Source organism: Pontibacter ruber (assembly GCF_023630205.1).
Taxonomy (GTDB): domain Bacteria; phylum Bacteroidota; class Bacteroidia; order Cytophagales; family Hymenobacteraceae; genus Pontibacter; species Pontibacter ruber.
Genome location: NZ_JALPRR010000001.1, coordinates 630,194 through 653,776, shown reverse-complemented (window position 1 = coordinate 653,776; position 23,583 = coordinate 630,194). Strand labels below are relative to the sequence as shown.

Here is a 23,583-nt window from a genome sequence, read left to right as displayed (position 1 = left end):
AGTAATAATAATGAATCAGAAAATAAGAATTAAGCTTAAGTCTTACGACCACAACCTGGTAGACAAGTCTTCTGAGAAGATCGTAAAAGCTGTAAAAGCTACAGGTGCAATCGTAAGCGGACCAATTCCACTTCCAACAGAGAAGGATAAATTCACAGTACTACGTTCACCACACGTGAACAAGAAATCTCGTGAGCAGTTCCAACTTTGCACTTACAAGCGCCTGGTAGATATCTATTCTACAAGCTCTAAAACAGTAGATGCACTTATGAAGCTGGAGTTGCCAAGTGGTGTAGATGTAGAAATCAAAGTTTGATAAACTACAAGAATGATAGAAAAGAGAACCCTCGGGTTCTCTTTTTTTTTAGGTGCTGATTAATAATATTTTAGAGTAAGTTTGTTAAACAAAAATAAAATTCATTAACTTTGCACTCCCTTAGCCAGAACTGAGGGGTTAAATCATTATATCCATCTTTAAAAACAAGTTGAATGCCTGGAATTATCGGTAAAAAAATCGGAATGACAAGCCTCTTCACAGCAGATGGTAAATACACACCAGTAACCGTTATTCAGGCGGGCCCATGTGTAGTTACTCAGGTGAAGACAGTAGAGACTGACGGCTATGCAGCTGTACAGCTTGGCTATGGCGACAAGAAGCTTAAAAGAGTAACAAAAGCAGAAGCCGGTCATTACAAGAAAGCAAACACTGCTCCAAAGAAAAAAGTAGCTGAGTTTGATGTAGAAGGTGTTTCTCTGAACTTAGGTGATCTGGTAGATGTGAACCTGTTCGAGGAAGGCGAATTCATTGATGTAGTTGGTACATCAAAAGGTAAAGGTTTTCAGGGCGTTGTGAAACGTCACAATTTTGCCGGTGTAGGTGGTCAGACGCACGGCCAGCACAACAGAGCAAGACACCCTGGTTCTATCGGTGCATGCTCATGGCCATCAAGAGTATTCAAAGGAATGCGCATGGCCGGAAGAATGGGCGGTAACAGAGTTAAGATCCAAAACTTGACTGTGGTACGCGTTATCGCAGATAGAAATCTGTTAGTGGTTAGTGGCTCTGTTCCAGGTGCCAAAAATTCTTACGTGTTAATTGAGAAATAAAATGGAGCTTTCTGTATTGAATATCAAAGGTGAGGATACAGGTAGAAAGGTGACCCTTTCGGATGCTGTATTTGGACTAGAGCCAAATGCGCATGCCATGTATCTTGACGTGAAGCAGTACCTTGCAAATCAAAGACAGGGTACACACAAATCAAAAGAGAGAAACGAAGTAGCAGGATCTACAAAAAAGATCAAAAAGCAAAAAGGTACTGGTGGTGCAAGAGCAGGTAGCTTAAAGTCTCCTGTATTTGTTGGCGGTGGTAGAGTATTTGGTCCAAAACCAAGAAACTACAGCTTTAAGCTAAACAAGAAACTGAAATCAGTTGCTCGTCTTTCTGCTCTTTCTTTATTAGCACGTGATAATAAGGTGGCTTTGGTTGAATCATTCACATTAGATGCACCAAAGACGAAGGAGTTTAAGAATATCCTGACTAACCTTCAGGCAAATGGTAAAACTCTAATGGTTCTTCCAGAAGGTAATTCAAACATCGTTCTGTCAGGCAGAAACCTTCCTAAAGTAAAGGTTGCTACTGTTAACGATTTGAATACTTATGATCTGCTGAACACTGATAAACTGGTGCTGGTAGAAGAATCACTGAATGTATTTGAAAACCTCTTAAGCGCAAAATAATGAACGTTCTTAAAAGACCGCTTGTGACGGAGAAATTCACTGCCATGAACGAAGTTGGAAAGTATGCTTTCGAGGTGAATACAAAAGCCAACAAAGTAGAAATCAAGAAGGCAGTTGAAAAGCTTTACGGAGTAACTGTAGAGAAGGTAGCTACCATGAAGACGCAAGGTAAACTAAAGACAAAGTATACAAAATCTGGTACAGTGTCTGGCCGTGCGGCTACAATCAAGAAAGCAATCGTAACCTTGAAAGAGGGCGAAGTAATAGACTTTTACAGCGGCATTTAATATAAATTAAGCAAATGGCTTTAAAAAAGTTAAGACCAATAACACCAGGTCAAAGATTTAGAGTAGCTCCTGCTTTTGATGAAGTAACGACTTCTACTCCAGAAAAATCTTTGTTGGCACCTCTTAAAAAATCTGGTGGACGCAACAATTCAGGTAAAATGACTATGCGCTATATCGGCGGTGGTCATAAGCAGAAGTACAGATTAGTAGATTTCAAGCGCACCAAGCATGGTGTTCCTGCAACTGTAAAATCTATTGAGTACGATCCGAACAGAACAGCGCGTATTGCATTGGTATACTATGCAGACGGTGAGAAGAGCTACATCATTGCTCCAGCTGGACTTCAGGTTGGCACAGTAGTTACATCAGGCCCAGGTATCGCGCCGGAAGTAGGCAACTGCCTTCCATTATCAGAAATTCCTCTAGGTACTATTATTCACAACATTGAGCTTCAGCCAGGCAACGGTGCTACATTAGCAAGAAGCGCCGGCTCATATGCTCAGCTGGTAGCAAGAGAAGGCCGCTATGCAACAATCAAACTCCCTTCTGGTGAGTTGCGCATGGTACTGGTTAACTGCTATGCTACAGTAGGTACAGTTTCTAACTCTGACCACATGAACGTTAAGATCGGTAAAGCTGGTCGTAACAGATGGTTAGGTAAGCGTCCAAGAGTACGTGGTGTTGCGATGAACCCAGTAGATCACCCTATGGGTGGTGGTGAAGGTAAATCTTCAGGTGGTCACCCACGCTCACGTAAAGGCCTATATGCAAAAGGTCTGAAGACAAGAAACAAGAATAAGTATTCTGAGAAGCTCATAGTTAATAGAGGAAAGAAATAATCAATGGCTAGATCATTAAAAAAAGGGCCTTATATTGACTACAGGCTCGAGAAGAAAGTGAATGTAATGAACGAGGCAGGCAAGAAAACGGTTATTAAGACCTGGTCTCGCAGATCAATGATTTCACCTGATTTCGTTGGACATACATTCGCAGTGCATAACGGAAATAAATTCATTCCGGTGTATGTAACTGAAAACATGGTAGGACATAAGCTTGGTGAATTCGCCCCTACCAGAAACTTTAGAGGTCATATTGCTAAAAAAGATAAAGGCAAGCGTTAAGATGGAAGCAGTAGCAAGATTAAATAATGTGCCTACTTCTCCTCGCAAAATGCGATTGGTAGCAGGACTGGTACGTGGTAAGAGCGTATCGAAGGCTTTGGGTTTACTTAAGTTTGAAGCAAACTCAGGTGCTGCAAGAATTGAAAAGCTTCTTTTATCAGCATTAGCAAACTGGCAGCAAAAGAACGAGGATGCAAGAATCGAAGATGCAAACCTTTATATCAAAGAGATCTTTGTAAACGAAGGTAAAATGCTGAAGCGTCTTCGTCCGGCTCCACAAGGCCGTGGCTATCGCATCAGAAAAAGATCGAATCATGTCACTGTTGTAATTGACAGCCTGACTGAGGAGCAACTAGAGCAGCAAACAAAGAAATCTAAAAAAGCCAACAAGTAAGAAAATGGGACAGAAAGTAAATCCAATCGGTTTTCGACTAGGAGTTATCAAAGGCTGGGATTCTAACTGGTATGGCGGTAAAGATTTCGCTGATAAACTAGTTGAAGACGAAAAAATCAGAAAGTATATTTTAGCGCGTATCCCTAAAGGCGGTATCTCTAAAATCATTATTGAAAGAACGCTTAAGCGTATTACCATCACCATCAACACTGCAAGACCAGGTGTTGTAATCGGTAAAGGCGGACAGGAAGTAGATAAAATCAAAGAAGAGCTTAAGAAGCTTACTAACAAAGATGTGCAGATCAACATCTTTGAAATTAAGCGACCTGAGCTGGATGCTAAGCTGGTAGGTGAGTCTATTGCCCAGCAGCTGCAAGCTCGTATCTCTTTCCGTCGTGCTATGAAGCAGGCTATTGCTTCTGCTTTACGTGTAGGTGCTGAAGGTATCAAGGTTCAGGTTTCAGGCCGTTTAGGTGGTGCTGAAATGGCAAGAACGGAGCACTATAAAGAAGGAAGAACTCCTCTGCATACGCTTCGTGCTGATATTGACTACGCACTTTCTGAGGCGCAGACAGTATACGGTAAGCTTGGTATCAAAGTATGGATCTTCAAAGGCGAAGTATACGGCAAGAAAGATCTTACTCCTAACGCTGGCTTAGAAAGCAAAGGTGGACCAAGTACACAAGGTGGTGGTGGCGAAAGAAGAGGCCGTGGTGACCGTGACCGTAAGAAAACGGACGGTGCTCCTAAGCGTAACAAGCGTCGTCAATAATTGATTGTTAACATTATTAAGTTTTAGAAAATGTTACAGCCTAAAAGGACTAAATATAGAAAAATGCAAAAAGGCCGCGTGAAAGGTCTGGCTCATAGAGGCAGTACTATTTCATTTGGTTCTTTCGCAATAAAATCTCTGGAAGCTTCTTGGATAACAAGCCGCCAAATAGAGGCAGCTCGTATCGCGATGACAAGAGCAATGAAACGTGAAGGACAGGTATGGATCCGTATCTTCCCTGACAAGCCTATTACAAAAAAGCCTGCAGAGGTTCGTATGGGTAAGGGTAAAGGATCTCCTGAGTACTGGGTAGCCGTTGTTAAACCTGGTACTATCATGTTCGAATCTGACGGTGTGACTTTAGAAGTAGCAAAAGAGTCGTTAAGACTGGCTGCACAAAAGCTCCCTGTAAAAACAAAGTTTGTAGTACGTAGAGATTACGTTGAGAAATAGTAATATGAAAAATTCAGAGATTAAAGCTTTGTCTTTAGAAGAATTGAAAGAGAGGCTTAACACGGAGCAAACGAACATGCAGAACATGCGTTTTGCACATGCTATCTCTCCGTTGGAAAATCCGATGAAAATACGTGAGACGAAAAAGGCTATTGCCCGTCTTAATACCGAAGTTCGTCGTCGTGAAATTGAAGCTAACTCTTAATACACAATAAGCATCATGGAAGAGAGAAATCTTAGAAAAGAAAGAAGTGGTAAGGTTGTTAGCAACAAGATGGACAAATCTATCACGGTATTAGTGGAAAGCAGAATGAAACACCCAATGTATGGTAAGTTCGTTAGCAAGTCCACTAAGTTCATGGCACACGACGAGAATAACGAATGCAACATTGGCGACACTGTACGCATTCAGGAGACACGTCCTCTTAGCAAGAGCAAAAACTGGCGTTTAGTAGAAATTATAGAAAGGGCTAAGTAAGATGATACAACAGGAATCAAGATTAACTGTAGCTGACAACAGCGGAGCAAAAGAAGTTCTTTGCATCCGTGTACTTGGCGGCACTGGTAAGAAGTACGCTTCTATCGGCGATAGAATCGTTGTAACAGTAAAATCTGCCCTTTCTTCTGGAAACGTTAAAAAAGGAACTGTTTCCAAGGCAGTAATTGTAAGAACAAAGAAGGAAATCAGAAGAAAAGACGGCTCATACATTCGCTTCGACGACAATGCAGCTGTGTTATTAAACGCAAACAACGAACCACGTGGTACCCGTATCTTCGGACCAGTGGCGCGTGAACTTCGTGAAAAGCAATTCATGAAAATTGTTTCATTAGCACCTGAAGTTCTTTAATCCCTAATTCAGACATCAAGATGAATAAGAAAAAACTTCATGTAAAGACTGGCGATACAGTTAAAGTAATTGCCGGTGACGAGCGCGGTAAGACAGGCCGCATCACTGCTGTTCAGGTAGATAAACAAAAAGTTATCATAGAAGGCTTAAACCTGGTTACAAAGCACTCTAAACCTAGTGCGAAAAACCCACAGGGTGGCATTTCTAAAGTAGAAGCTCCTATTCATGCAAGCAACGTTGCGTTAGTTGATCCTAAAACAGGAGAAACAACAAAGGCTGCAAGAAGAAAGAACAGCGAAGGTAAATCAGAGCGTTATTCTAAAAAAACAGGAGAAGTAATCTAAAATGGCTACTGCAAGATTAAAAGAAAAATATCAGAAGGAGGTTGTACCTGCCCTGAAAGAGAAGTTCCAGTATAAGAACATCATGCAGGTGCCTAAGATCACTAAGATCTCCATCAACAAAGGTATTGGTGCAGCTGTAGCTGACAAGAAGCTTGTTGATATCGGTGTAGAAGAATTAACTACAATCAGCGGCCAAAAGGCTGTTGCTACAATCGCTAAGAAGTCAGTATCAAACTTCAAACTGCGTGAGGGCATGCCGATCGGTGCACGTGTTACACTGCGTGGCGAAAGAATGTATGAATTCCTAGACCGTCTTCTTACCATTGCTCTTCCACGTGTTCGTGACTTCAGAGGTGTAAATGACAAAGGCTTTGATGGAAGAGGTAATTATACTATGGGCATCAAGGAGCAAATCATCTTCCCTGAGATCAGCATTGATAAAATCAAAGCTATATCTGGTATGGATATAACTTTTGTTACCACTGCTCAGACTGATGAAGAAAGCTACGAGCTATTGAAAGCTTTCGGTATGCCTTTCACTAATATTAAGAAATAAAAATAATGGCGAAAGAATCAGTAAAAGCTAGAGAGCTTAAGAGACAGAAGATGGTAGCTAAATATGCTGCCAAAAGAGCTGAATTGAAAGCAAAAGGAGATTACGAAGCTTTAGATAAACTTCCTAAAAATGCATCTCCTATTAGGTTACATAACCGTTGCAAATTGTCTGGCAGACCAAGAGGTTATATGAGAAAGTTCGGTATTTCTCGTGTGGTTTTCAGAGAATTAGCTGTTATGGGTAAAATTCCTGGTGTAACAAAGTCAAGCTGGTAATTTTTTCTTAAGTAATTAAGAAAGAAGAAAAGATATTCGTATCTTTGCCGCTCGCTTAGAAAAAGCAAGTCATTATTTAAGTGATTCATAATGAACTCAGATCCAATAGCAGATTATTTAACTAGAGTGCGTAACGCCATCAAAGCGAACCACAGAATAGTTGAAATACCATCTAGCAATATCAAAAAAGAGATTACAAAAGTATTGTACGAGAAAGGGTACATCCAGAGTTATAAATTCGATGACTCTTCTGTACAAGGTACAATCAAAATAGCTCTGAAGTATAACCCAAGCACTAAGCAATCTGCTATTGTGAAACTTGAGAGGGTTAGTAAACCAGGGCTTCGTAAATACGCTGGCCAAGACAATCTTCCTCGTGTTCTGAACGGACTCGGAGTAGCTATATTGTCTACTTCAAAAGGCGTAATGACAGAGAAAGAAGCTAAGTCACTGAACGTAGGTGGCGAAGTATTGTGTTATGTTTACTAATTAAGGAGGATAGACAATGTCACGAATAGGAAAATTGCCAATCTCTCTGCCAAATGATATCCAAGTAACAATCAGTGATGATAACACTGTTACGGTAAAAGGACCAAAAGGTACTTTAAGCACACCGATCGACAGAGATATCATTGTGAAGCAAGAAGATAATCAGATAGTTGTAGAGCGTCCTACTGAGCAGAAGCGTCATAAAGCGATGCACGGTCTGTACAGATCTCTTATCAACAATATGGTTGTTGGAGTTACACAAGGTTATAAGGAGCAGCTTGAACTGGTTGGTGTAGGTTACAAAGCAACAGTACAAGGTAAAGTTTTAGAACTAGCTCTTGGTTACTCTCACAATATTTTCTTGACTTTACCAGAAGAAGTTTTAGCTTCAGCAGTTACTGAAAAAGGCAAGGCACCAGTTATCACTCTTGAGAGCAATGATAAGCAGTTGATCGGTCAGGTTGCTGCTAAAATCAGATCGCTCCGCAAAGTAGAGCCATACAAAGGTAAGGGTATACGTTTTGTGGGTGAAGTTGTAAGAAGAAAAGCTGGTAAGACAGCATCTAAATAATTATCATCATGTCTGCTAATAAAGTAACAAGAAGACTTAGAATCAAAAGAAGTATCAGAAACAAGATTTCTGGTACAGCTGAAAGACCAAGATTGGCTGTGTTTAGAAGCAACCGTGCTATCTACGCTCAAATCATTGATGATACTACTGGTAAAACTTTAGTTGCTGCTTCTTCAGCGAAAATGGATGGTGTTAACAATGCTAACGTTGAAGTTTCAAACCAGGTTGGTAAAGAAATCGGAGCAAAAGCTATTGAAAAAGGAATTTCTCAAGTAGTTTTCGATCGTTCTGGTTACCTTTACCACGGCAGAGTTAAATCATTGGCAGAAGGCGCTCGTGAAGCTGGCCTTAAATTCTAATAGTTATGTTGAAGAATAATATACGTAGTGTAAAGGCTAGCGAAATCGAGTTAAAAGAGAGAGTAGTAGCTATCAATCGCGTTGCCAAAGTAGTTAAAGGCGGTAGAAGATTCAGCTTTGCTGCTATCGTAGTTGTTGGAGATGGTAACGGTGTTGTAGGTTACGGTCTTGGTAAAGCAAACGAAGTAACTGACGCTATTGCTAAAGGCATTGATGATGCAAAGAAGAACCTGGTAAAGGTGCCTCTGTATCATCATACTGTACCTCACGCAATGGAAGGTAAGTTCTCCGGCGGATTCGTTCTGGTAAAGCCAGCTGCGGCAGGTACTGGTGTAATTGCCGGTGGTGCAATGCGTGCTGTACTGGAGAGTGCTGGTATAAAGGACGTACTTTGCAAGTCAAAAGGTTCTTCTAACCCTCACAACGTGGTTAAAGCAACTTTCGACGCTCTGTCTAAAATGCGCGATCCATTGACTGTTGCACAGCAGCGTGGTGTTAATCTTAACAAAGTTTTTAACGGTTAATTGACATGGCTCAGATTACAATAAAACAAATCAAAAGCATTATTGATAAACCGAAATCTCAGAAGCTTACAATCAAAGCTCTAGGACTTGGCAAGATCAATAAATCAGTAACTGTTGAAAATACTCCGCAGATTGCTGGCATGGTAAAGAAAGTTCAACACCTTATAGAAGTAAATAATATCTAACATGTATCTAAACTCATTACAACCAGCTGAGGGTTCTGTAAAGAACAGAAAGAGAATTGGTAGAGGTACTGGTTCAGGTAGAGGTGGTACTTCTACTAGAGGTCATAAAGGTGCCAAGTCACGTTCTGGATATTCACAGAAGTCTGGTTTCGAAGGTGGTCAGATGCCACTTCAGAGACGTGTACCAAAGTTTGGATTTAAAAACATCAACAGAGTTGAGTACAAAGCAATCAACCTGGATGTTATTGAATCTTTAGCAGCGGCTACTAATGAAACAGTGCTTAACTTTGATTTCTTCAAGGCACATGGCCTGGTTTCTAAGAACGATAAAGTTAAAGTGTTAGGTAGAGGAGAGATCTCTAAAGCTGTAGAAGTACATGCTCATGCTTTTTCTCAAACTGCCACTACATCTATTGAAAAAGCAGGCGGTAAAACAGTAGCTCTCTAATTTTTATGAAGAAGTTTATAACAACTTTAAAGAACATATTTGCTATAGATGACCTAAGGGTAAGAATATTGAATACCTTGGGTTTTATAGCCATATTCAGATTAGGTTCTTATGTTGTTCTTCCTGGTGTAGATCCTAACCAATTAAAAGCTAATACAGCGGGTATATTCGGCTTATTAGATACTTTCTTAGGTGGAGCATTTAGCAATGCTTCCATCTTTGCGTTAGGTATTATGCCATACATTTCAGCTTCTATCGTATTACAGCTACTTACTATTGCCGTCCCTTATTTCCAGAAAATGCAGAAGGAGGGTGAGTCTGGTCGAAAGAAAATCAACCAAATCACCCGAGTTCTTACAATTATCATTACCCTAGCACAATCTGTCGGATTCGTTGCTACTATTAACAGTGAAGCCATTGCAATAAATACCACTCTCTTCACGATTACTTCCATGATCGTGCTTACATCCGGCACCATCTTCTGTATGTGGCTTGGTGAGAAGATCACGGATAAGGGAATTGGTAACGGTATCTCCATGCTTATCATGATTGGTATCGTTTCGCGCTTCCCTGGGGCTATCGTAGCTGAGTTCTTATCGAAGCAGTTAGGTGGCGCACTTGTATTCCTGTTTGAGTTAGTGGTTCTTTTCTTCGTAGTAATGTCAGTTGTAATGTTGACCCAAGCGATAAGAAGAATTCCAGTTCAATATGCGAAGCAGGTAGGTGGTAGCTCTCTGTACAGCGGTCAACGACAGTTCATTCCTTTGAAAGTGAATGCTGCAGGTGTAATGCCAATCATTTTTGCTCAATCTCTGATGTTCCTGCCTTCCATGATTGCTTCGATCTGGGCGGAAAGCAGCGAAACTGCAAGCTATATTGGCGCTACGTTCTCTGACTTTACCTCTTGGCAGTATAACCTGGTGTTTGGATTGATGATCTTGATCTTCACCTACTTTTATACTGCTATCAGTGTAAATCCAAATCAGATTGCTGATGATCTTAAAAGAAGTGGCGGATTCGTGCCTGGTGTGAAGCCTGGCAGAGCTACCTCTGAATACATTGATAACATTCTGACAAGAATTACGCTACCTGGTGCAATTTATCTCGCACTGGTTGCAATCTTCCCATCACTGGCAATGTTGCTAGGTGTTACAAGAGAGTTCTCCCAGTTCTTTGGAGGTACTTCTCTGATCATCATGGTGGGTGTTGTATTGGATACATTACAACAAATTGAAAGTTATCTACTAATGCGACACTACGATGGTATGATGAAAACGGGTAAGCTAAGAGGCAGAACCGAAAACATCGCCATGGTTTCTTAAGAATGGTATTTTACAAGACTGAAGAAGAAATAGAGCTAATTCGCCAAAGTGCTTTGATCTTAAGCAAAGCACATGGCGAAATAGCTCTTCTTATAAAAGAAGGTACCTCAACTGCAGCTTTAGATAAAAGAGCAGAAGAGTTTATCAGAGACAACGGTGCTCAACCTTCTTTTAAGAATTACAATGGCTTTCCTTATAGTTTATGTATTTCGGTAAATTCAACTGTTGTACATGGGATGCCAAGCAATTATGAATTGAACGATGGAGACATCATTTCTGTTGATTGTGGTGTCTTTTATAAAGGTTTTCATAGCGACAGTGCCTATACCCATCCGGTAGGCAATGTAACTGAAGAAGTTTCCAACTTACTTTCTGTAACTAAAGAATCTCTTTACTTGGGAATAGAAAAGGCAGTGGTTGGACAACGGCTTGGTGATATCAGCCACTCCATTCAGGAACATGCCGAGAAGCAAGGGTATGGAGTTGTGCGTGAACTAGTTGGTCATGGTATTGGCAGAAGCCTTCATGAATCGCCTGAAGTACCGAATTATGGTAAAAGAGGCCAGGGAATGAAGCTTCAAAATGGACTTGTTTTAGCTATCGAACCAATGATCAATTTAGGAACACGCTATATTGTTCAAGAGGATGATGGATGGACGATAAGAACCAGAGATAAAAAACCATCAGCTCATTTTGAACATACAGTAGTGGTTCGTAAAGATAAAGCTGAAATATTAACAACTTTCGATTACATAGAACAAGTTAAAAAACAATAAATGGCGAAGCAGTCCTCTATCGAACAAGACGGTACAATCATAGAAGCATTATCAAATGCGATGTTCCGGGTAGAGTTAGAAAATGGTCATCAGGTTATCGCACACATTTCTGGCAAGATGAGAATGAATTACATCAAAATTCTTCCAGGCGATAGAGTAAAGTTGGAGATGTCTCCTTATGACCTAACCAAAGGCAGAATTGTTTATCGATATAAATAGATCCAATGAAAGTTAAAGCATCAGTAAAAAAGAGAAGTGCTGAATGTAAAGTGATCCGCCGTAAGGGGAAGCTTTATGTTATCAACAAGAAAAATCCAAGATATAAACAAAGACAAGGATAATTTAAATTAAGTATGGCTAGAATAGCAGGAGTAGATATTCCGGATAACAAAAGAGGAGAGATTTCTTTGACTTATATCTTCGGGATAGGTCGTAATCTTTCTAAATCAATCTTAACCAAAGCCGGGGTGGATCTTGACAAAAAGGTGAAAGACTGGACCGAAGATGAGGCTAATGAAATTAGAAATATCATTGCAGCAGAACACAAAACAGAAGGTGTTTTAAGATCTGAAGTGCAATTGCATATTAAGCGTCTTCTTGACATTGGTTGCTACCGTGGTTTAAGACACCGTAAAGGTCTGCCTGTACGTGGACAGCGCACGAAGAACAACTCGCGCACTAGAAAAGGTAAGCGTAAGACAGTTGCAAACAAGAAGAAGGCTTCTAAATAATAGTTAATCATGGCTCAGAAAAGAAAAGATAAAGCTAAAAAGCGTGTCGTAGTTGTTGAACCAACTGGCCAAGTACACATCAAAGCTTCTTTCAATAACATCATTATCTCAGTAACCAATAACGCAGGACAAGTTATCTCTTGGGCTTCTGCTGGTAAAATGGGTTTTAAAGGTTCTAAAAAGAACACTCCTTACGCTGCACAAATGGCAGCTTCAGATTGCGCTAAGGTTGCTTATGACCTGGGTATGCGTAAAGCTGAAGTTTTTGTTAAAGGTCCTGGTGCAGGTAGAGAGTCCGCCATCCGTACTGTACAGAATGCTGGCATCGAAGTAACAACTATCAAAGACGTTACGCCACTTCCTCACAACGGATGTCGTCCTCCTAAACGCAGAAGAGTTTAATTCGCTAAATTAGATTTAATAAAATGGCAAGATATACTGGTCCTAAAAGTAAGATCTCAAGAAAATTCAACGAAGAGATTTTCGGTCCAAGCAAAGCACTAAAGAAGAAAAGCTATCCTCCGGGGATGCACGGCCGTGGCCGTCGTAAGAAGCAGTCTGAATACGCTGTTCAGCTTGCTGAGAAGCAGAAAGCCAAGTACATTTATGGCATGCTTGAGAAGCAATTTGCTAACCTGTTCGATAAAGCCCACAGAAAAGGTGGTATCACAGGTGAGAACTTGCTGATCTTACTGGAATCAAGATTAGATAACACTGTTTACAGACTAGGTATTGCTCCTACAAGAAGAGCTGCCCGTCAGTTGGTGCTTCACAAGCACATTACTGTAAACGGTGAATTAGTAAATATACCTTCTTATAGCTTAAAAGTTGGAGATGTAGTAGCTGTTAGAGAGAAATCAAAGTCTCTGGAAGCTATTACTACTAGCCTTTCTGTGCGTAACGCAAGAGCATTTAGCTGGTTGGAGTGGGATGGAAGCGCAATGGCTGGTAAATTTATCTCTGCCCCTCAGCGTGATCAGATCCCGGAGAAGATCCAGGAGCAGCTAATTGTCGAGCTTTACTCTAAGTAAGCCTAATCAATTTTTAACCTTTAACACTGCAAGTATGTCAATATTAGCATTTCAAATGCCAGAGAAAGTTGTAATGGAAAAAGCCGACGACTTTCATGGGTTATTTGAATTCAAGCCGCTTGAAAAAGGTTACGGTGTAACCATCGGTAATGCTCTGCGAAGAATATTGCTTTCCTCCCTTGAAGGATATGCGATTACAAGCGTTCGCATACCTGGTGTACTGCATGAGTTTTCGTCTGTTGAAGGCGTGGTAGAGGATATATCTGATATTATCCTTAACCTGAAGATGGTTCGCTTAAAGAAAGTAAGCGAAGTGATTGATGATAAAATCACAGTTACTATCAGTGGTAGAGATACTTTCACTGCTGGCGATATAAACAATTTTACTTCCAGCTTCGAGGTGCTTAACCCGGAGCTGGTAATCTGCAACCTCGACAAGGGTATTTCTCTTGAGGTAGAGCTTACTGTTCAGAAAGGCCGTGGTTATGTGCCTGCTGAAGAGAACAAGCCTGCAGACCAAGTGTTTGGCCTTATCGCTATCGACGCGATCTTCACACCTATTAAAAATGTGAAGTTCAGTGTAGAGAACACTCGTGTGGAGCAGAAAACTGACTATGAAAAGCTGGTGCTTGACATACAGACAGATGGTTCTATCCACCCGGAAGATGCCTTGAAAGGTGCTGCCAATATCCTGATCCAGCACTTCATGCTTTTCTCTGATAACACCATGACCTTTGAGACAGCCAAGCCTGAAGAAGAGGAGGCTGTAGATGAAGAACTGCTGCACATGCGCAAAGTTTTGAAGACTCCATTACAGGATATGGACCTTTCAGTTAGAGCGTACAACTGCCTTAAGGCTGCGGACATCAAAACACTCGGTGACCTCGTGCAGCTTGATATTTCTGACATGATGAAGTTCAGAAACTTTGGTAAGAAGTCATTGACTGAGCTGGAAAACCTGGTTCAGGAGAAAGGTTTGACTTTTGGCATGGACCTTTCTAAGTATAAATTAGAAGAAGATTAATAATCCTACGGCATAATTCCCGATCCCATATAGGTTGATCGACGGTATGCACGTGCACAAATTACAATAATGAGACACGGTAAAAAAGTAAATCACTTAGGAAGAACCGCAGCGCATCGTAAGGCGATGTTGTCAAACCTGGCATCATCTCTTATCCTTCACAAGCGCGTTTCTACTACAGTAGCAAAAGCAAAAGCTCTTCGCAAGTATGTTGAGCCACTGTTGACAAAATCAAAGAACGATACTACTCACTCCAGAAGAACAGTATTTGCTTATCTTCAGAACAAGGAGTCGGTTCAGGCGCTTTTTGATGAAGTAGCAGCTAAAATCGCTAACAGACCGGGTGGCTACACTCGTATCCTGAAGACTGGTTATAGACTTGGTGACAACGCAGAAATGTGTGTGATCGAGCTGGTAGACTTCAACGAGGATATGGTATCTACAACTGGTGCTGCAGCCGCAGGTGCTAAGAAAACTCGTCGTCGCGCTGGTGGCGCCAAGAAGAAAGGCGCTGAGTCTGCTGAAGGCAACACTGCTGAATCTTCAACTACAACAGAAGAGACAAAAGATGCTGAATAAGCGTTGCTTGTTAAATATTTCAAAGGGGCACGGCGTAAGTCGTGTCCCTTTTTTATTTTTGCGTAAATCATAATCATGAAAAAACATACATCTTCAGAGGCTATACTTTTATTAGAAGACGGTACCATCTTCACTGGTAAAAGCCTGGGTCGTATCGGTACATCTTCCGGTGAGCTATGTTTCAATACTGGCATGACCGGTTACCAGGAAATTTTTACAGACCCATCTTATTACGGGCAGGTAGTAGTTAATACTGTTTCGCATGTTGGTAACTATGGTGTGATACCTGAAGAGGTAGAATCTAACAGAGTGCAGATAAGCGCCCTCGTATGTAAAGAGTTTTCCCACCATTTTTCCAGATTAACTGCTACCGGATCGCTGCAGGATTATTTCGAAAAGGCAGGTGTGGTAGGTATCTGCGAGATCGATACCAGAGCGCTGGTACGCCATATCCGTGACAAAGGCGCCATGAATGCTATCGTGTCTTCAGAAATAACAGATATAGAGCAACTGCGTAGAATGCTGGCAGAAGTACCGTCTATGGGGGGACTTGAACTGGCATCGCATGTAAGCACAGCAGTAACGTATGAAATGAAGCCGGAAGAAACAAAGTATAGAGTTGCTGTACTTGACCTTGGTGTTAAGCGTAACAGTTTGAATAACCTGGTAGCAAGAGGTTGCGAAGTGAAGGTGTTCCCGTATAACACTCCTTTTGAAGAGATGGAACAGTGGAACCCGGATGGCTACTTTATCTCGAATGGGCCTGGTGACCCGGCAGCCACCACTGTGGCTATTAACAGCGTTAAGCAAATACTGTCTAAAAACAGACCGATGTTCGGCATTTGTATGGGGCATCAGATGCTGGCGCAGGCGAATGGTATTGCTACGTACAAAATGCACAACGGCCACAGAGGCTTGAACCACCCGGTAAAGAACCTGATCACAGGTCGTAGCGAAATTACCTCACAGAACCATGGCTTCGTGGTAGACGCCGAGCAGGTAAGGAACCACCCGGAAATAGAAGTGACGCACATTAACCTGAATGATAATACCATTGAAGGCATACGCATGAAGACCAAACCTGCGTTCTCTGTACAGTACCACCCGGAGTCTTCTCCTGGCCCACACGATTCAGAATACTTATTCGACGACTTCGTCGCTTTACTAGAGCAAAACAAGTAAAACTATAAAAATAAATCGATGAGCTTAATCACAGATATCAAGGCAAGACAGATCTTTGATTCGAGAGGTAATCCTACTGTAGAGGTAGATGTTGTTACTGAAAATGGTATAATTGGTCGTGCTGCTGTTCCATCCGGAGCATCTACCGGCGTGCATGAGGCGGTTGAACTCCGTGACGGAGACAAAAGCCGTTTCATGGGCAAAGGGGTTATGCAGGCGGTACAAAATGTAAACGATAAGATTGCAGAAGAACTCATCGGTTTTCCGGTGTTCGAGCAGAACCTGCTTGATAAGATCATGATCGAACTGGATGGCACCAGCAACAAAGGCAACCTGGGTGCCAATGCCATACTTGGTGTATCACTGGCTACGGCACGCGCTGCTGCTCACGAGCTGAATATGCCGCTTTACCGTTACGTGGGTGGCGTAAACGCTAATACGCTGCCAGTGCCGATGATGAACATCCTGAACGGTGGCAGCCATGCCGATAACGCGATCGACTTCCAGGAGTTTATGATCATGCCGGTTGGTGCTCCTTCTTTCTCTGAAGCGCTGCGAATGGGTTCGGAAGTGTTCCACCACCTGAAGAATGTACTGAAGAGCAAAGGCCTTTCTACAAACGTAGGCGATGAAGGCGGCTTTGCTCCGAACATTGCTTCGAACGAAGAGGCGATCCAGGTAGTGCTGCAGGCTATTGAGGCGGCTGGTTACAAGCCAGGCGACGACATGATGATTGCCATGGATGCAGCCAGCTCTGAGTTCTACGATGCCTCCTCCGGTATGTACCACTTCAAGAAGTCGACAGGCGATAAGCTTACTTCTTCAGAGATGGCTAGTTTCTGGAAAGACTGGACGAACAAATACCCGATCATCTCTATTGAAGACGGTATGGCAGAAGACGATTGGAGCGGCTGGAAAGAACTGACTAATGCTATCGGCAACAAAGTACAGCTGGTAGGCGACGACCTGTTCGTAACCAACGTAGAGCGTCTGCAGCAAGGTATAGACCAGGGTGTGGCTAACTCCATCCTGATCAAAGTGAACCAGATCGGTACGCTTACTGAAACCATTAACGCCATCAACCTTGGTCTGCGCCACGGCTACAAGAGTGTGATGAGCCACCGTTCCGGCGAGACAGAAGACAATACCATCGCTGACCTGGCAGTAGCGCTGAACACAGGCCAGATCAAGACTGGTTCTGCTTCCCGTTCAGATCGTATGGCCAAGTATAACCAGCTGCTTCGTATTGAAGAAGAATTAGGAGAGGTAGCTTACTACCCTGGTAAGAAGTTCTAAAATCAGGACAAAAATATTTATGGCTAAGGCTGTGGGTCGTATGGCTCACAGCCTTATTTTTGTATTATATCTTTAGTGCCTGTACTTATGCTGAAGCGCATTCCGAAATTTTTCCGAAGCTTTTACTTTATCACCACATTACTTTTTGTGGCCTGGATGCTCTTTTTTGATTCCAATGACTTTGTGACGCAGTACCAGATGAGCAAAAAGCTGGACGACCTGGAAGAAGAAAAGGAGTACTACCTGGAAAAAATAGCGGAAGTGCAGAAAGACCGGAAAGAGTTGATGAGCAACACGGAATTACTGGAGAAGTTTGCCCGCGAAAAATACCTGATGAAGCGCCCGAACGAAGAGGTGTTCATCATTGTGCCCAAAGAGGAAGAATAGACTGAAGTGCTGAGTCTCGGGTTCTGAGTCATGAGTTATATTTTGTATAGCGTGCAGTAAAGCGAGCCTCCTTTAGTTTATACTTGATAATTACATCACATTGTATTGCAAGAGCATTCTTTAGTTTAATACTGGCAGTAAAACCACGCATTCTTAAACCCTCCCCAAATAATTTGTAACTTTGTGCTATAGCGCTGCTGCGTTTTTGCGGCGGCCTCACGTAAGTACAGATACTATGGCAAAAGTTGCAATAAACCTTTCTACAGGTGCCCTTCAGCAGGAAGAGGTAATTGTAGGTATAGATCTCGGGACTACCAACAGCCTGGTAGCCTACATCCATCCGGAAGAAAAAAGACCCATTGCGATAAACGACCAGGACCGTGGTACCATTGTGCCGTCGGTGGTACACTTCTCTAAAACAGGGGAAGTACTTGTCGGTAACGAAGCAAAGGAGTACCTGATCACAGATCCGGCCAACACCATTTACTCGGTAAAGCGCCTGCTGGGCAAGTCTTACAAAGACCTGGGCGAGCACAAAGATTACTTCGGTTATAAGATCATCGACGACGATACAGAAGGACTTGTAAAGATCCGGGTAGGGGATCGTTTCTTTTCTCCGATCGAGCTTTCGGCGGAGATACTGAAAGAGCTGCGTGCCCGTGCCGAACATGCCCTGAAAACGCCGGTTAACAGAGCCGTTATTACAGTGCCGGCTTACTTCAACGATTCGCAGCGTCAGGCTACCCGCGATGCTGGTAAGCTGGCCGGGCTGGAAGTGTTGCGTATCATCAACGAGCCAACAGCGGCATCCCTGGCATACGGCATTGGTATAGATCCGGCGGAAGAGAAAACGATTGCAGTTTACGACCTGGGCGGCGGTACTTTTGATATTTCCATCCTGAGCATACACCAGGGCATTTTTGAAGTGTTGGCTACCAACGGCGATACTTTCCTGGGCGGCGACGATATGGATCGTGCCATCATCAACTATTGGATTCAGGAAAACCAGCTGATTGCCGACACCGTGAACCAGGACAAGAACCTGTCGCAGGAGCTGCGCCTGAAAGCGGAAGAGGCAAAGAAGGCCTTAACGAACTCAGAAGCTTTCGCTGGCAATATTGGCGGAATAATCGAGTGCCACATCTCGCGCCATACCTTCGAAGAGCTGATCGCACCTATAGTAGCCCGTACCATTGAAAGCTGCCGCCAGGCCATGAGCGATGCCAAACTCTCAACAGAGCAGATCGCTGCCGTGATCATGGTGGGAGGTTCTACACGTGTGCCGCTGGTATACGAAGCCGTATCTGAGTTCTTCGGTAAGCCAGCCAACAACACGCTTAACCCGGATGAAGTGGTAGCTTTGGGTGCTGCGATTCAGGCCGACATCCTGGCTGGTAACCGAAAAGACATCCTGCTGCTCGATGTAACACCCCTGACGCTGGGCATCGAAACGATGGGCGGTTTGATGGACCCGATCATCCCGCGCAACTCCAAGATACCAACCAAAGCAGGCCGGCAGTATACCACCTCGGTAGACGGGCAGGTGAACATGAAGATCTCGGTGTATCAGGGCGAGCGCGACCTAGTGAAAGAGAACCGTAAACTGGCGGAGTTCGACCTGAAAGGTATACCGGCTATGCCGGCAGGCTTCCCGAAAGTGGATGTTAACTTTTTGCTGAACGCAGATGGTATCCTGAAAGTGGAAGCTATTGAATTGCGCTCCGGCGTGCGGCAGGAGGTGGAAGTGAAACCACAGTATGGCCTGACAGACGCGCAGGTAGAGCAGATGCTGATGGACTCTATCACACATGCCAAAGAGGACGTGTCGGCGCGTATGGTGATTGAAGCACGCACCACAGCCGAGCAGATGCTGTACCAGGTAGAGCGCTTCCTGGAGAAGAACGGGCAGCACCTGACGGAAGAGGAGATTAACCTGACAAGAGAAAACCTGCAGCGCCTGCGGGAAGCTTTGTCAACAAACGACAAAGACACCATACTTAGGGCAGTAGATGTGCTGGAAGAGCAGACGAGCCCCTTTGCTGAACGCGTAATGCAGATCTCGATCAAGCAGGCAATGGCTGGAAAGAAGATCGAGTAGAGAATTTATACTTTATACTTAATGGCAAAGGCCGGCGAACAACTGATGTTCGCCGGCCTTTTCTGTTTACTAAAACTTACACAGTGATATCTACCACTGTGTATGGCTCATAGTTTCACGCCGAATTTTTTGGAAAGTTCCTCCAGGTCTTTTTCAACAGGTGACAGTAACGGAATACCTTTCTTCAGCCTTTCTTCTGTCATCTCACGCTCCGGATCACCCGGTATCAGTACGGCTTTTTCGCCTTTCTTCACCTTTGCCTTCCGGAACCTTTCGATCCAGTTGTCCATGTGCGTTTTAAACTCATCAGCAGGACGGAACGCGTCAATGCGCATGGCTCCCAGGAAATGGCCGATCCCTTCGCCCGGCAGGTTATCTGCAACAGGCAAAAAGCTTACAAAAGGAGGCACCCAAGGGCCATAGTTAGCACCCGACAGCACCGCTGAGAAAATATCGACGATAGAAGCCAGCGCATATCCTTTGTGGCTGCCGTGTGTCAGGTCGCTGCCGAGTGGCAGCAGCGCGCCGCCGTCTTTGAGTTCATTGGCATTGTCTGTATCTTCTCCCTCAGCTGTTTGAATCCAGCCGATAGGTGCCTTTTTTTCTTTGCGCTGCAGTATCTCCAGTTTGCCGTTGGCTGCAGAAGCAGTGGCAAAGTCGGCAACAAAGGGTGGCTGATTTTGGGTAGGTATAGCCACCGCAATCGGGTTTGTGCCCAACATTCGCTCTGTAGAGTGAGTAGGTGCTACCAGGGGGCTGGCATTGGTCATGGCAATGCCGATCATGTCAGAAGACAGCGCTTCCATGGCGTGGTAGCCGGCAATGCCAAAGTGGTTCGAGTTTTTTACCGATACCCAGCCGGTACCTACTTTTTCTGCCTTTGCTATCGCGATGTCCATGGCAAGGGGGGCTACTACCAGGCCCAGACCGCCGTCTCCATCTACAGTTGCGGTGCTGGGGGTTTCGTGCACAATGCGCAGTTTAGGCGTTACGTTTATGCGGCCAGCTTCCCACAGGCGCACATACCCGCTCAGGCGGGCCACCCCATGCGAATCTACGCCGCGCAGATCGGCTTCCAGTAAAACTTCAGCGGCTAACTTGGCATCTTTGGGCGGGCAACCCATCTGCAGGAAAATCTCCCGGGTAAAATCAAAAAGCTGACGGTATGGATACATAAGTATATTCTGGTTAATGCGGCAAATTAATAAAATCTCTTACCAAACCCGCAGCGAGCTATACTTTCGATAGCAGGAGGTATCTGTAAAAAAGATATATAGTTTTTTCTATGCTTTATACTTTGCCTATGTTTGTGGAACAGAATTTGTCTTAAGAATTTTTAGACAAAAGCCCCGCCTATATGAAAAGAGCTCTACTACTTACCTATCTGCTGATTGCTTTTTTAGGAGCACAGGCACAAACCAAGCTGGTGTTTGAGGAGACTACTCCGGAAGCTTACCTGATAAAGTATAACCCAACCGGCAACTCCAGCCAGCAAAGTATAAACAACATCCTTAACCTGCTAAGCGATGGGAACACCGCCTCGCCAAGAGGGGGCAGACCCAACCGGAAGCCGGAGTATGTCGTGCGTTTTGAGCAGCACGCCCGTATTGCCGATGCCGGCGATGTACTTCAACTGAAGGTGCAACTGCAGAAAGCGCAGGTGTCGGGAGATGTGATCTACAGAGGTTTTGATATGGGTGAGGTACTGCTGCCGGAAAAAGTGAGCGCAAAAGTAAAACTGCTGAATGCCCAGAACAAAGAGGTGCAGGTTTATACTTTACCCGGTGTTGCATTGGATAAGGCAGGAACCGTTCTGCATGAGGTAACCATGCCCGACACAGCTGCCAGCCAGAGCTACAAACTGCAGGTAGTGGAGAAAGAGCTGATCTATACTGCAGAAAATGTTAAACGTGTACAGGAACGACAGGAGCTGATACGTGCCTACTATGCCGCCGAAACAAAAATAAATGGCGCACTGCAGGATGTAATGCGCGTGCAACCCGACGACATCGACCGCCTGACTTTCCACGACCGTAACCTGCGCCTGCTGGAGGATCTGCACGGACAAATAAAGGATGCCCCGTTCCGCGAGAAACTTAACCTGAAGCAGCATGATCCACAGGGGCTGAATGCAAAGCTTAGCAACCTGTATCGGTTAATGGAAGATCGGCGGCGGGCTATTACCCATGCCTTTGCTACCCTGGATGAACAGTTTTACAACCGCGGCATAAGCCTGCTGACAAGAGGCAATGCAAAGGGAGCGCAGGAATATTTTATCCGTTCGGTGGAGGTAAACCCGCGCTTTGCGCCATCGCTCCTGCAACTTGCCCGCCTCGATTTTACCCATGGCTACCTCAAAGAGGCAGAGGGCCGCACACGCGAAATCCTGACTCAAATGCGTGTAGACCCGCAAACAGAACAACTGGCCCTGGCTTTAGCACATGATATCTATGGTGTGTACATCAACGATGGCAACAACCTGACAAGCAGAGGAGAGTATGGCAATGCTCTGGCAGCTTACGCCAATGCACGCAACCTTTGCAGCACCATTGGAGGCATGCATTGTAACTTGCCTGCGCTACGCGATGGAGAAGCCCGCGCTGCTTACGGCGAGTACAGAAGTATAACTGCGGAAGGAAAGCGCTTGCTTGCACAAAACGATCTGAAGAAGGCTGAGCAACTGGCTGAAGAGGCACTGCAATTTCAGCGGGAGTATCAGGATGTGCTGCGTGGCGCAACCGATGCCCAGGAACTGCACAGCCAGGTGAAATTTCAGTTTTATGTGCAGTTCATCGACAGTGGCAAACGCTACCTCAGCGAGAAAAATTACAGCACAGCCCTAAGCCAGTTCGAAGCCGCCCTGGATATGGAAGGTAAGTATGGCTTTCAGCCGGTGCGGGAGCTGGGAGCGTTGGCACAGAAAGCAGCCAAACCGGTGTTGCTGGCACAGCTAACCGATGGCTACCAACAGGCAATGAACAACCGGCTGACAGACGCAAGGGCAACTGCTTCTTCGGCCACTGCCTTGCGGAGCCGTTATGCGCTGGAGCAGGATAAGGAAGTACAGACAAAGTATGATTTGCTACGCGAACGGATTTTTACCCAGGAATGCCGCAACCAGCAGGCCGAGTACAACAGGCATTTACAGAATGCAAAGAGCCTGGTGCGCGAGGAAAAATACTTGGCAGCAGACCAGGCTTTTTTGGCAGCCATAAAAGCAGCAAACGACAAAACCGCCTGTGGTATTGCGGCTTTTACTGCCATAGATGGCCGTGAGGTTATTGCAATGGCAGTTACGTACCTGCGTATGCTCGAAGATGCGGATCGTTTTGTTGCCGGCAGCCGTTACGAGGAGGCCATTCAGAAGTATAACGAGGCGGAAAGCTTTTACCTGCAACAGGAGGTGAACAAGTTTGGACTGGATCATATCTCCCTCTTCAATTATGCAAAGGATAACCAGAAGAAGCCTTTTACTGCAGCTGTAGTTAACCATTTTGCAAGTATAGAACAGGAGGAGGTAGCTATACTGCTGCTGACAGCCTTACTGGAGCAGGACTATCCGAAGCGCAAAACCAAGAAAGTACAGCAGCAGATTGGCCTGCAATTAGCCGCCAGAGACATGCGAGGCGGACAGCTGGAAAATGCAGAACTGCAGGCTGCAAAGTATACCAAAGGCAACCGCAACCTGAAGCACCTTGGCAAAGCCTATGAAAAGGAGTGGAAGAGGCTGAAGAAGAATTAAGAGTTAAGAGTTCCGAATTCCGGGTTAGGAGTGCAGAAAAAGTAACGAAGT

Annotated in this window: 36 protein-coding genes; 35 read left to right on the top strand and 1 reads right to left on the bottom strand. The window is 44.2% G+C overall.

All coding sequences use genetic code 11. From position 1 onward, the window contains the following. The first annotated feature begins 10 nt into the window (after window positions 1-10). The 34 genes from rpsJ to hscA all read left to right on the top strand — a co-directional run bounded on the left by rpsJ (window position 11) and on the right by hscA (window position 19,790). Window positions 11-316 carry a 30S ribosomal protein S10 gene (gene rpsJ / locus MJ611_RS02845; protein WP_007654312.1) on the top strand — a complete coding sequence of 102 codons (306 nt, stop codon included), beginning with the start codon at window positions 11-13 and terminating at the stop codon, window positions 314-316. 173 nt (window positions 317-489) lie between these two features. Continuing rightward, a complete protein-coding gene (rplC, locus tag MJ611_RS02840; RefSeq protein ID WP_250427891.1) occupies window positions 490-1,107 on the top strand; it encodes a 50S ribosomal protein L3 in 618 nt (205 codons plus the stop codon). A gap of 1 nt (window position 1,108) precedes the next feature. Then, the gene (gene rplD / locus MJ611_RS02835; RefSeq protein ID WP_250427889.1) at window positions 1,109-1,738 is read left to right on the top strand and encodes a 50S ribosomal protein L4; all 630 of its coding nucleotides are present in this window, start codon (window positions 1,109-1,111) and stop codon (window positions 1,736-1,738) included. Further along, window positions 1,738-2,025, top strand: a complete 288-nt coding sequence (gene rplW, locus MJ611_RS02830; protein ID WP_250427888.1) for a 50S ribosomal protein L23 — start codon at window positions 1,738-1,740, stop codon at window positions 2,023-2,025. Before rplD ends, rplW begins: the two co-directional genes overlap by 1 nt. Before the next feature lie 14 nt (window positions 2,026-2,039). Continuing rightward, window positions 2,040-2,864, top strand: coding sequence for a 50S ribosomal protein L2 (gene rplB / locus MJ611_RS02825; RefSeq protein WP_250427886.1), 825 nt, complete (start codon window positions 2,040-2,042; stop codon window positions 2,862-2,864). A gap of 3 nt (window positions 2,865-2,867) precedes the next feature. Next, window positions 2,868-3,146, top strand: a complete 279-nt coding sequence (gene rpsS, locus MJ611_RS02820; RefSeq protein WP_250427885.1) for a 30S ribosomal protein S19 — start codon at window positions 2,868-2,870, stop codon at window positions 3,144-3,146. 1 nt (window position 3,147) lies between these two features. Beyond that, a complete protein-coding gene (rplV, locus tag MJ611_RS02815; protein ID WP_250427884.1) occupies window positions 3,148-3,540 on the top strand; it encodes a 50S ribosomal protein L22 in 393 nt (130 codons plus the stop codon). 4 nt (window positions 3,541-3,544) lie between these two features. Next, complete coding sequence (rpsC, locus tag MJ611_RS02810; protein WP_250427882.1) at window positions 3,545-4,312, top strand: 30S ribosomal protein S3; 768 nt, start codon at window positions 3,545-3,547, stop codon at window positions 4,310-4,312. A gap of 30 nt (window positions 4,313-4,342) precedes the next feature. After that, window positions 4,343-4,765: a 50S ribosomal protein L16 gene (gene rplP / locus MJ611_RS02805; protein WP_219875612.1), complete on the top strand. Its 423-nt coding sequence runs from the start codon at window positions 4,343-4,345 to the stop codon at window positions 4,763-4,765. A gap of 4 nt (window positions 4,766-4,769) precedes the next feature. Next, entirely contained in the window at window positions 4,770-4,970 is a 201-nt protein-coding gene (gene rpmC, locus MJ611_RS02800) for a 50S ribosomal protein L29 (protein WP_250427881.1), read from the top strand. A gap of 15 nt (window positions 4,971-4,985) precedes the next feature. After that, window positions 4,986-5,243, top strand: coding sequence for a 30S ribosomal protein S17 (rpsQ, locus tag MJ611_RS02795; RefSeq protein WP_250427880.1), 258 nt, complete (start codon window positions 4,986-4,988; stop codon window positions 5,241-5,243). 1 nt (window position 5,244) lies between these two features. Further along, window positions 5,245-5,613, top strand: a complete 369-nt coding sequence (rplN, locus tag MJ611_RS02790; protein ID WP_018476849.1) for a 50S ribosomal protein L14 — start codon at window positions 5,245-5,247, stop codon at window positions 5,611-5,613. A gap of 20 nt (window positions 5,614-5,633) precedes the next feature. After that, window positions 5,634-5,957 carry a 50S ribosomal protein L24 gene (gene rplX, locus MJ611_RS02785; RefSeq protein WP_250427879.1) on the top strand — a complete coding sequence of 108 codons (324 nt, stop codon included), beginning with the start codon at window positions 5,634-5,636 and terminating at the stop codon, window positions 5,955-5,957. Between the two features lies 1 nt (window position 5,958). Beyond that, window positions 5,959-6,513 carry a 50S ribosomal protein L5 gene (gene rplE / locus MJ611_RS02780; RefSeq protein WP_250427878.1) on the top strand — a complete coding sequence of 185 codons (555 nt, stop codon included), beginning with the start codon at window positions 5,959-5,961 and terminating at the stop codon, window positions 6,511-6,513. A 5-nt stretch (window positions 6,514-6,518) separates the two neighbouring features. Further along, entirely contained in the window at window positions 6,519-6,788 is a 270-nt protein-coding gene (gene rpsN, locus MJ611_RS02775) for a 30S ribosomal protein S14 (protein WP_250427877.1), read from the top strand. A 90-nt stretch (window positions 6,789-6,878) separates the two neighbouring features. After that, a complete protein-coding gene (gene rpsH, locus MJ611_RS02770) occupies window positions 6,879-7,277 on the top strand; it encodes a 30S ribosomal protein S8 (protein WP_250427876.1) in 399 nt (132 codons plus the stop codon). 16 nt (window positions 7,278-7,293) lie between these two features. Further along, a complete protein-coding gene (gene rplF, locus MJ611_RS02765) occupies window positions 7,294-7,848 on the top strand; it encodes a 50S ribosomal protein L6 (protein WP_250427875.1) in 555 nt (184 codons plus the stop codon). 8 nt (window positions 7,849-7,856) lie between these two features. Next, window positions 7,857-8,207, top strand: coding sequence for a 50S ribosomal protein L18 (gene rplR, locus MJ611_RS02760; RefSeq protein ID WP_250427874.1), 351 nt, complete (start codon window positions 7,857-7,859; stop codon window positions 8,205-8,207). Between the two features lie 5 nt (window positions 8,208-8,212). Next, window positions 8,213-8,731: a 30S ribosomal protein S5 gene (gene rpsE / locus MJ611_RS02755; protein ID WP_250427873.1), complete on the top strand. Its 519-nt coding sequence runs from the start codon at window positions 8,213-8,215 to the stop codon at window positions 8,729-8,731. Between the two features lie 5 nt (window positions 8,732-8,736). After that, window positions 8,737-8,916 carry a 50S ribosomal protein L30 gene (gene rpmD, locus MJ611_RS02750; protein ID WP_250427872.1) on the top strand — a complete coding sequence of 60 codons (180 nt, stop codon included), beginning with the start codon at window positions 8,737-8,739 and terminating at the stop codon, window positions 8,914-8,916. Window position 8,917: 1 nt separating this feature from the next. Continuing rightward, the gene (gene rplO, locus MJ611_RS02745; protein ID WP_250427871.1) at window positions 8,918-9,364 is read left to right on the top strand and encodes a 50S ribosomal protein L15; all 447 of its coding nucleotides are present in this window, start codon (window positions 8,918-8,920) and stop codon (window positions 9,362-9,364) included. 5 nt (window positions 9,365-9,369) lie between these two features. After that, the gene (secY, locus tag MJ611_RS02740) at window positions 9,370-10,686 is read left to right on the top strand and encodes a preprotein translocase subunit SecY (RefSeq protein WP_250427869.1); all 1,317 of its coding nucleotides are present in this window, start codon (window positions 9,370-9,372) and stop codon (window positions 10,684-10,686) included. 2 nt (window positions 10,687-10,688) lie between these two features. Beyond that, window positions 10,689-11,462 carry a type I methionyl aminopeptidase gene (map, locus tag MJ611_RS02735; protein ID WP_250427868.1) on the top strand — a complete coding sequence of 258 codons (774 nt, stop codon included), beginning with the start codon at window positions 10,689-10,691 and terminating at the stop codon, window positions 11,460-11,462. Then, complete coding sequence (gene infA / locus MJ611_RS02730) at window positions 11,463-11,681, top strand: translation initiation factor IF-1 (protein ID WP_007654265.1); 219 nt, start codon at window positions 11,463-11,465, stop codon at window positions 11,679-11,681. It begins immediately after the preceding gene. 5 nt (window positions 11,682-11,686) lie between these two features. Beyond that, entirely contained in the window at window positions 11,687-11,803 is a 117-nt protein-coding gene (gene rpmJ / locus MJ611_RS02725; protein WP_007654264.1) for a 50S ribosomal protein L36, read from the top strand. A 12-nt stretch (window positions 11,804-11,815) separates the two neighbouring features. After that, window positions 11,816-12,193 carry a 30S ribosomal protein S13 gene (gene rpsM, locus MJ611_RS02720; protein WP_250427866.1) on the top strand — a complete coding sequence of 126 codons (378 nt, stop codon included), beginning with the start codon at window positions 11,816-11,818 and terminating at the stop codon, window positions 12,191-12,193. Between the two features lie 9 nt (window positions 12,194-12,202). Beyond that, the gene (gene rpsK / locus MJ611_RS02715) at window positions 12,203-12,595 is read left to right on the top strand and encodes a 30S ribosomal protein S11 (protein WP_250427865.1); all 393 of its coding nucleotides are present in this window, start codon (window positions 12,203-12,205) and stop codon (window positions 12,593-12,595) included. Between the two features lie 23 nt (window positions 12,596-12,618). Continuing rightward, the gene (rpsD, locus tag MJ611_RS02710; RefSeq protein ID WP_250427863.1) at window positions 12,619-13,224 is read left to right on the top strand and encodes a 30S ribosomal protein S4; all 606 of its coding nucleotides are present in this window, start codon (window positions 12,619-12,621) and stop codon (window positions 13,222-13,224) included. A gap of 34 nt (window positions 13,225-13,258) precedes the next feature. After that, a complete protein-coding gene (locus tag MJ611_RS02705; protein WP_250427862.1) occupies window positions 13,259-14,248 on the top strand; it encodes a DNA-directed RNA polymerase subunit alpha in 990 nt (329 codons plus the stop codon). Between the two features lie 69 nt (window positions 14,249-14,317). Continuing rightward, window positions 14,318-14,827, top strand: coding sequence for a 50S ribosomal protein L17 (gene rplQ / locus MJ611_RS02700; protein ID WP_250427860.1), 510 nt, complete (start codon window positions 14,318-14,320; stop codon window positions 14,825-14,827). Window positions 14,828-14,902: 75 nt separating this feature from the next. Further along, window positions 14,903-16,009, top strand: coding sequence for a glutamine-hydrolyzing carbamoyl-phosphate synthase small subunit (gene carA, locus MJ611_RS02695; protein WP_250427858.1), 1,107 nt, complete (start codon window positions 14,903-14,905; stop codon window positions 16,007-16,009). Between the two features lie 18 nt (window positions 16,010-16,027). Continuing rightward, window positions 16,028-17,305, top strand: a complete 1,278-nt coding sequence (gene eno, locus MJ611_RS02690; protein ID WP_250427857.1) for a phosphopyruvate hydratase — start codon at window positions 16,028-16,030, stop codon at window positions 17,303-17,305. An 87-nt stretch (window positions 17,306-17,392) separates the two neighbouring features. Beyond that, window positions 17,393-17,692, top strand: a complete 300-nt coding sequence (locus MJ611_RS02685) for an FtsB family cell division protein (RefSeq protein ID WP_250427856.1) — start codon at window positions 17,393-17,395, stop codon at window positions 17,690-17,692. Window positions 17,693-17,927: 235 nt separating this feature from the next. Next, entirely contained in the window at window positions 17,928-19,790 is a 1,863-nt protein-coding gene (gene hscA / locus MJ611_RS02680; protein WP_250427855.1) for a Fe-S protein assembly chaperone HscA, read from the top strand. A gap of 107 nt (window positions 19,791-19,897) precedes the next feature. Here hscA and MJ611_RS02675 read toward each other — a convergent pair whose 3' ends face one another. Beyond that, window positions 19,898-20,965, bottom strand: a complete 1,068-nt coding sequence (locus tag MJ611_RS02675) for an Ldh family oxidoreductase (protein WP_250427854.1) — start codon at window positions 20,963-20,965, stop codon at window positions 19,898-19,900. Window positions 20,966-21,147: 182 nt separating this feature from the next. Between MJ611_RS02675 and MJ611_RS02670 the strand changes: the two genes are divergently transcribed. Next, window positions 21,148-23,532, top strand: coding sequence for a tetratricopeptide repeat protein (locus MJ611_RS02670; RefSeq protein ID WP_250427853.1), 2,385 nt, complete (start codon window positions 21,148-21,150; stop codon window positions 23,530-23,532). The last annotated feature ends 51 nt before the right edge of the window (window positions 23,533-23,583 follow it).